This window comes from Vibrio sp. SG41-7 (assembly GCF_014164465.1).
GTDB lineage: Bacteria > Pseudomonadota > Gammaproteobacteria > Enterobacterales > Vibrionaceae > Vibrio > Vibrio splendidus.
Genome location: NZ_JACJFF010000361.1, coordinates 1 through 418, shown reverse-complemented (window position 1 = coordinate 418; position 418 = coordinate 1). Strand labels below are relative to the sequence as shown.

At 40.0% G+C, this 418-nt stretch carries 1 tRNA gene and 1 rRNA gene; both read right to left on the bottom strand.

Annotated features, from left to right (window positions below):
• Window positions 1-191: 191 nt before the first annotated feature.
• Window positions 192-267, bottom strand: a tRNA-Ala gene (locus H5300_RS27105).
• Window positions 268-344: 77 nt separating this feature from the next.
• Window positions 345-418 (bottom strand): 16S ribosomal RNA (locus H5300_RS27100); the annotation flags it as partial.

The window sequence follows — 418 nt, the reverse complement described above, 5'->3', positions numbered from 1 at the left end:
ATACAAGACACTTGAATGTGTTTGTTGTGTTTATCTAATGAAAGATAAACATTGAGAACTTTTAAATTTGATTTGAATTACTCGTAAGTAATCAAATCAGTCAGCTTTCCAAATTGTTAAAGAGCTTGATTCAACTTCTATTAAAAGAAGGGAACCATTTTTAAATATTTTCAAAGAAAAACACTTAAAGATGGTGGAGCTATGCGGGATCGAACCGCAGACCTCCTCGCTGCCAGCGAGGCGCTCTCCCAGCTGAGCTATAGCCCCATCTGGAAAAGTATTTCTACTCTTAAACTTTCTAAACCTAATCAATCTGTGTGGACACTCATCGTGGTATCTTCGTATAAGGAGGTGATCCAGCCCCAGGTTCCCCTAGGGCTACCTTGTTACGACTTCACCCCAGTCATGAACCACAAAG